Origin of the sequence: Psychrobacillus insolitus, from assembly GCF_003254155.1 — a bacterium.
GTDB classification, from domain to species: domain Bacteria; phylum Bacillota; class Bacilli; order Bacillales_A; family Planococcaceae; genus Psychrobacillus; species Psychrobacillus insolitus.
Genome location: NZ_QKZI01000010.1, coordinates 47,549 through 53,722, shown reverse-complemented (window position 1 = coordinate 53,722; position 6,174 = coordinate 47,549). Strand labels below are relative to the sequence as shown.

Sequence of the window (6,174 nt, the reverse complement as noted above, 5' to 3'; positions counted from 1 at the left end):
AAGCGTGGCGACACGTGCAGCTGACGAATACTAATCGATCGAGGACTTAACCAAATAATGAATACGTAAAATCAATGTCTTTTATCCAGTTTTGAGTGAACAAGCACTCATTGTCTAGTGACGATGGCGAAGAGGCCACACCCGTTCCCATCCCGAACACGGAAGTTAAGCTCTTCAGCGCCGATGGTAGTTGGGGGTTTCCCCCTGTGAGAGTAGGACGTCGCTAGGCACTATAAAAAGGTTGTTACTGAGAAATCGGTAATAACCTTTTTTGTATAGAAAATAATATCACCTTACCGAATTTTCTTAAGTTCCTACCTCTTTTTAATCATTATGTGCGAACGACTAGTCTGCCGCTCTCTAAAATGAGTCGTAGCCATTGTGTAAAAGCTTTGGTTAAGAAAAAAGGAAATGCATCCTTTCAAATAAGGACGCTGAAGATGCCATTTCGGCTGCCGTGTCCCCTTTTACTTAGAGGAATGCTCCTTCCTTTTTAGTGACACTTCTAAACAGAGTCATATTTATTTCTAGTATCTTATGTAGGAAAGTGGATGGCGCCTGAAATTGTATCTTTAGGCGCTTTTTATTACGTAGAAAAGAATCTCTTCTTTTATTCCCAAAAGCATTTGCCCTTTTTTCTTTGATGTTTTAGGGGAGCGACGGACGAACAATCGTAATAGGATGACTGAAAAAGATAGATGAGCTACGTGACGCAGTCACATAGCTCATCTATCTTTTTCTCGTTTAACCTATTACCATAAGTTTCGTCCAAAGCGAACCAAAAAGTCCACATAGAAAAAAGGACGCTTTAGCAGCTTTCTTAAGAGATAAAAAAGTATATGAAATCTCTGCATAGTAATTGTCTAGCTCTAGCGCAATTCCCCATTTTCTGCCTTCCGCAGTAATAGGCGCTTGCGCTTTTCTTATGTATAATAGAATAAGGAAATATGAACGGTATTGTGAGGGAATAATACATGCAAGAGAAGCGTCCATTAGTCGAAGCATTAGAAAAATTTCATAGCAATAAACCCATCTCATTTCATGTACCAGGACATAAGAATGGACTCTTATCAAACTTACCATCTGGAATGAAAAAGGCAATGGAGTATGATTTCACGGAGCTACATGGCCTAGATGATTATCATCATCCAGAAGAAGCAATAAAAGAAGCAGAGGGTTTACTTGCACAAGTATATGGAACTCAAAAAAGTTTCTTTTTAGTTAATGGATCAACGGTAGGGAATTTAGCAATGATTTATGCCACCTGCCATTTTGGAGAACAGATTTTAGTCCAACGGAATGCACATAAGTCTATCTTCCATGCAATTGAATTAGTTGGAGTAGAACCTATTTTTATATCACCGGAATGGGATACACGAACTAAAACAGCAACTTTTGTTTCATTAGCGCTTATTCAAGAGGCATTAGAAAAATATCCATTGGTGAAAGTGGTAGTATTAACTTATCCGAACTACTATGGTGTTGTTTCTTCAGAATTAGAAGAAGTTATAGCACTATGTCATTCAAAAAATATTCCGGTTCTTGTCGATGAAGCTCACGGGGCGCATTTTCGTGCACATAAAGGATTCCCTAAATCTGCACTAGCTTACGGAGCAGACGTAGTTGTGCAGTCAGCTCATAAAACATTACCTGCACTAACAATGGGTTCTTTTTTACATATACAATCGACACTCATAGATGTAAATAAAGTAAATAAGTATTTAAGAATGCTACAGTCTAGCAGCCCGTCCTATCTTTTATTAGCATCTTTGGATGATGCACGAAGTTATGTGGAAAGATATAGTGAGATGGACTATAAACAGTTTACATATAAACGAAAGTTATTTATAGAAGCCTTGGAAATGATTGGATTGCTTGAAGTAATACAAGTAGATGATCCACTCAAGCTATTAATCCGAGTTGGGAATTATTCTGGATTTCAAGTACAAAAGGCATTAGAGGCTCAGAATATATTTGTCGAGTTAGCGGATACATATCAAGTTCTCTTAATATTACCCTTACTCAAGGCAGAGCAGGAGTATGGCTTTGCTAATGTTAGAAAACGTCTGAAGTCTGCAGTAGACGAGTTAAGAGAGCTTACCCCTAATTCCCCAGAGGATATATGTCCAAGTGGTAGGAATTCATTGTCTACATTAGAGATGAGTATCGATGTATTAAATGGGAAGCAAGGAGAGTGGATACCATATGTCCGTTCTATTGGTAGAATTGCAAAAGGAATGATTATCCCCTACCCGCCTGGAATTCCTTTAATAGTAGTAGGAGAAAAAATTACAATTGCTATCTTAACAGAATTAGAAGAATGGATTGAAAAAGGTGCATTATTTCAAGGAGAACATCGATTGGAAGAAAGTTTAATATATGTAGTGGAGGAATAATTGTGACGAAAAAAGGTTATTTTATTTCAAGTGAAGGTCCTGAAGGTGCAGGAAAAACTACTGTTATGAACCTGCTTGGAGATAAATTAAAGGCTGAAGGATATGAAGTCGTTATGACTAGAGAACCTGGTGGGATTTCAATTTCTGAGAAGATAAGAGACATAATTCTAGATACTGAGCATACAATGATGGATAGCCGCACAGAAGCATTATTATATGCAGCTGCTAGAAGACAACATTTAGTTGAGAAAGTTCAACCAGCCATTGATGCAGGGAAAATTGTTATTTGTGACCGATTTATCGATAGTTCCTTGGCATATCAAGGACACGCGAGAGGCATTGGTATAGAAGAGATTTTGGTTATTAACCAATTTGCAATTGGTGAGATGATGCCAGATAAAACCATTCTGTTTGATATAGAACCAAGAATTGGACTTGCAAGGATAGATGCACATTCGGGTCGAGAAAAAAACCGACTAGATGTAGAAAGTCTTGCTTTTCATGAGAAGGTAAGAGAAGGGTATTTATCACTTGTAGAAAGATATCCAAAACGCATTCAAGTAATTGATGCAAATCGCTCAATAGAGGAAGTATTAGAAGAAGTATATAAAGTGGTAAAACAGGAATTAGAAATTATTAGATAATTCATGTTATAATAGAAGGAATAAAGAATGAACAGGGGTGAGTATGGATGAAATTAGTAGTGGCGGTAGTGCAAGATCAGGATAGCAATCGTTTATCAAATGCTTTAACAAAAGCGAAGTTTAGAGCTACTAAACTTGCAAGCACAGGTGGATTTTTACGATCCGGAAATACTACTTTTTTAATCGGTACAGAGGATTCGTTAGTCTCAAGCGCCCTAGAGCTCATCCGAGAAAATTGTAGAGCAAGAGAGCAAATGGTTGCCCCAGTATCTCCAATGGGAGGAAATGCAGATTCATACATCCCTTATCCGGTGGAGGTTGAGGTTGGAGGAGCAACAGTATTTGTTCTGCCAATAGAACAATTCCATCATTTCTAATGAGATGAGGTAATAAATAATGAAAATAAATCAAGATTTAAGAGTAGGAATAGATAATAGAAGAAAAGATAATCTGTCAAATGGTGCGCAATCTGCAAGGTTTGGGCAAATTATTACAAAACATGAACAAAGAATGCAGACAGATACAATGACTAGGCTTTTAGGTGATATATCTTCAGCGGGAGACCGCCTTGCAAGATCGAGAAATTTACGTGATATGGCAAAGTATAAAATGCTTATCCGCAAATTTTTGCAGGAAGCAGTAGACTTTGGAATGGGTTTAAAACAATCTCATACATGGAATCGCTTTGGAGAAGGTCGAAAATTAAAGATTGTCGAAACAATTGATGAAAAATTAATTGAATTAGCAGAAGAAATTTTAAATAGCGAAAAAAGTTCAATCGATTTGTTAGATAAAATTGGGGAAATTAAAGGTCTACTTATCAATTTGTACACGTAAGCTTCCCGTGTTTCGCATAATGCGAGAACACGGGATTTTTAAAAAAGAAGGTGATGTACATCGAAAACTGGGACACTCAAGGTATAGAAGAACTACAATCTAAAACAATAAAACAACTACAGTCTATTGTATTTAGAAAACGCATAGGACATGCTTATATAATAGAGGGTGCTAAAGGTACTGGAAAAACGAAGGTCATGCAGTTTTTCGTTCAGTTATTATTATGTGAAAATTCGACAAAAAGTGTTCCATGTGAAACATGTCGTTCATGTAAACGGTTAAAATCAAATAACCATTTAAATTTTATGCAATTAGAGCCGGATGGACAAAACATAAAAAAAGCTCAAATTGATGATTTAATACACGAAATGAGTAAAACTGCCATGGAAACTGGACGAAAAATCTATGTTATATACCATGCGGATCAATTGAATCAAAGTGCATCAAATACACTATTGAAATTTTTAGAGGAACCCCAGAGTGAAATAACCGCCATTTTATTAACAGATAGAATTCATGCCCTTCTTCCAACAATACTTTCCAGATGCCAGCATTTTAGTTTAGCTTCTATGCCACAATCTTTATTAAAACAGAAATTAGTAGAAGAAGGAATCACAGATTCAATGGCTTCCACAGTGAGTAAAATGACGAATCAAGTAGAAGAAGCGATTACTTTAGCGAAAGACGAGCATTTTGGACTTGCGAGGAAATCAGTGTTAAAATTGGTTGAAGCGAGTGGAAAAAGTGTTCAGGATGCACTCATGTGTATTCATGAAGATTTTGGTCCTTTGCTAAAAGAGAAAGAACAGGCGGAACAGGCATTAGATTTACTACTATTTGCGTATCGTGATATAGTTGCTATAAAAGCAAGTGCCATCGCAGTTTGTACTTATCCGGATATGATTCACTATTGGCAACAGGCTGCGCTACATACAACCTATGAGCAATTGTCAAAGCACTTAGAAATGATATTGCATGCAAAAGAAAATTTGCATAAAAATATGAACCGGACACTGATGATGGAACAGTTAATGCTAAACCTGCAGGAGGGAATTACTTTTGTATAATGTTGTAGGAGTTCGCTTTAAAAAAGCGGGTAAAATATATTATTTTGATCCAATCGATTTTGATTTAAAGAAGAATGATTACGTAATAGTTGAAACTGCTCGAGGTGTAGAACACGGTAAAGTAGTTGTTCCGATTAAAGAAGTAGGGGAACACGATGTCGTTCTTCCCTTAAAGCAAGTTGTTAGGCCTTCGACAGATAAAGATCGAATTCAAGTTGAAGAGAATCGTCTAGAATCTTCTCAAGCTCTGGCTTTAGGTACAGAAAAGATTTTGGATAGAGAACTAGAAATGAAGCTTGTAGATGTTGAATATACATTCGATAGAAACAAGATTATTTTTTACTTTACTGCAGAAGGTCGAGTAGACTTTCGTGATTTAGTAAAAGATTTAGCTTCTGTTTTTAGAACCCGAATCGAACTTCGACAAATTGGTGTTCGTGATGAAGCGAAAATGTTAGGCGGTATTGGTCCATGTGGGCGTATGCTTTGTTGTTCAACGTTTTTGGGAGACTTTGAGCCTGTTTCTATTAAAATGGCGAAAGACCAAAATTTGTCGTTGAACCCGTCTAAAATTTCTGGTCTTTGTGGTAGACTCATGTGTTGTTTGAAGTATGAAAATGATGAGTATGAATTAGCAAAAGAACAAATGCCAGATTTTGGTGACAAAATAGAAACTCCAGATGGTCTTGGAAAAGTTGTTGGTATGAATATTTTAGAACGTGTATTACGGATTGAGTTACAAGATCCTCAAAGAGTATTAGAATACACATTAGAAGAAATTTCAAACTATGCAGAAAATCCAGTACAATGGTCAGGTCAATGAGGTGAATGTGTGTGATGGAGCGAAATTATTTTGATACAATTTCAGAGTTTGAAAAACAATTAGAGTCCACGCAGCTGCAATTTCATGCTTTAAAGGAATTTGTAGCGATAATGGTAGAGGAACGTCATGCGCTGCAACAAGAAAATGCACATTTGAGACAAAGGCTTGATGAAATACTTGAAAAAGAAGCATTACTTGAAAAAAAACAAGAAAAAAAGTTAAACAAGAGCGATGTAGGAGAAGGCTATGATAATTTAGCACGTCTATATCAAGAAGGCCATCATGTGTGCAATGTTCACTTTGGTAGTTCTCGAAAAGACGAAGATTGTCTATTTTGCTTGTCATTTTTAAGTAAACAAAATATATGATCATTTGACTGATGCCACTCATAAGTGGGTGTCAGTCTT

7 protein-coding genes and 1 rRNA gene are annotated in these 6,174 nt (G+C 36.6%); all 8 read left to right on the top strand.

The features are described from left to right. Window positions 1-113: 113 nt before the first annotated feature. Window positions 114-229 (top strand): 5S ribosomal RNA (gene rrf / locus C7437_RS15135). Between the two features lie 745 nt (window positions 230-974). Then, window positions 975-2,396: an aminotransferase class I/II-fold pyridoxal phosphate-dependent enzyme gene (locus tag C7437_RS15125; RefSeq protein ID WP_111440853.1), complete on the top strand. Its 1,422-nt coding sequence runs from the start codon at window positions 975-977 to the stop codon at window positions 2,394-2,396. Between the two features lie 2 nt (window positions 2,397-2,398). After that, entirely contained in the window at window positions 2,399-3,040 is a 642-nt protein-coding gene (tmk, locus tag C7437_RS15120; protein ID WP_111440852.1) for a dTMP kinase, read from the top strand. Between the two features lie 47 nt (window positions 3,041-3,087). Further along, complete coding sequence (locus C7437_RS15115) at window positions 3,088-3,417, top strand: cyclic-di-AMP receptor (RefSeq protein ID WP_111440851.1); 330 nt, start codon at window positions 3,088-3,090, stop codon at window positions 3,415-3,417. 19 nt (window positions 3,418-3,436) lie between these two features. Further along, window positions 3,437-3,877, top strand: coding sequence for a YaaR family protein (locus C7437_RS15110; RefSeq protein ID WP_111440850.1), 441 nt, complete (start codon window positions 3,437-3,439; stop codon window positions 3,875-3,877). A 53-nt stretch (window positions 3,878-3,930) separates the two neighbouring features. Further along, window positions 3,931-4,944 (top strand): DNA polymerase III subunit delta', encoded by a 1,014-nt coding sequence (gene holB, locus C7437_RS15105; RefSeq protein ID WP_111440848.1) that lies wholly within the window; start codon window positions 3,931-3,933, stop codon window positions 4,942-4,944. Continuing rightward, window positions 4,937-5,767 carry a PSP1 domain-containing protein gene (locus tag C7437_RS15100; protein WP_111440846.1) on the top strand — a complete coding sequence of 277 codons (831 nt, stop codon included), beginning with the start codon at window positions 4,937-4,939 and terminating at the stop codon, window positions 5,765-5,767. The genes holB and C7437_RS15100 overlap by 8 nt, the downstream gene beginning before the upstream one ends. Before the next feature lie 14 nt (window positions 5,768-5,781). Beyond that, complete coding sequence (yabA, locus tag C7437_RS15095; RefSeq protein WP_425450573.1) at window positions 5,782-6,135, top strand: DNA replication initiation control protein YabA; 354 nt, start codon at window positions 5,782-5,784, stop codon at window positions 6,133-6,135. The last annotated feature ends 39 nt before the right edge of the window (window positions 6,136-6,174 follow it).

Coding starts and splice junctions, on each gene's coding strand:
- C7437_RS15115 (WP_111440851.1), top strand. CDS start 3,088: ATGAAATTAGTAGTGGCGGTAGTGCAAGATCAGGATAGCAATCGTTTA.
- holB (WP_111440848.1), top strand. CDS start 3,931: ATGTACATCGAAAACTGGGACACTCAAGGTATAGAAGAACTACAATCT.
- C7437_RS15125 (WP_111440853.1), top strand. CDS start 975: ATGCAAGAGAAGCGTCCATTAGTCGAAGCATTAGAAAAATTTCATAGC.
- yabA (WP_425450573.1), top strand. CDS start 5,782: ATGGAGCGAAATTATTTTGATACAATTTCAGAGTTTGAAAAACAATTA.
- C7437_RS15110 (WP_111440850.1), top strand. CDS start 3,437: ATGAAAATAAATCAAGATTTAAGAGTAGGAATAGATAATAGAAGAAAA.